Origin of the sequence: Desertibacillus haloalkaliphilus, assembly GCF_019039105.1 — a bacterium.
Lineage (GTDB): Bacteria > Bacillota > Bacilli > Bacillales > KJ1-10-99 > Desertibacillus > Desertibacillus haloalkaliphilus.
Genome location: NZ_JAHPIV010000642.1, coordinates 1 through 321 on the forward strand (window position 1 = coordinate 1; position 321 = coordinate 321).

A 321-nucleotide genomic window follows, 5' to 3' on the forward strand; every position below is an offset into this window, starting at 1 on the left:
TCCCCCTCTCTCCTTCCTTTCCCCTTTCTTTTTTCTCTTCCTCCCTCTTTTTCTCCTCTCTTTTCTTCCTCTCCCCCTTTCCTCTCCTTCTCCTTTTTCTCCTTTTTCCTCCCCCCTCCCCCCTTCCCCTCCTTTCTCCCCTCTCCCCTCCCCTTCCTCTCTTTCCTCCCCTTTCCCCCCCTCCCTCTCCCCTTTTCTTTCCTCCCCCCTCTTCTCCCTTTTCTTCCCTCCCCTTCTCTCCCTTTCTTTCTCCCCTTTCTTTTCCTTCCTTCCCCCTCCCCCCCCCCTCTTTTCCCCTTCCCCCCTTTTCCTTTTCCCCCT

Annotated in this window: 1 protein-coding gene; it reads right to left on the reverse strand. The window is 55.8% G+C overall.

The window, feature by feature from the left end; genetic code table 11:
- A partial coding sequence (locus KH400_RS30505; protein ID WP_217228787.1) for a hypothetical protein occupies positions 1–321 on the reverse strand: 321 nt, incomplete at both ends.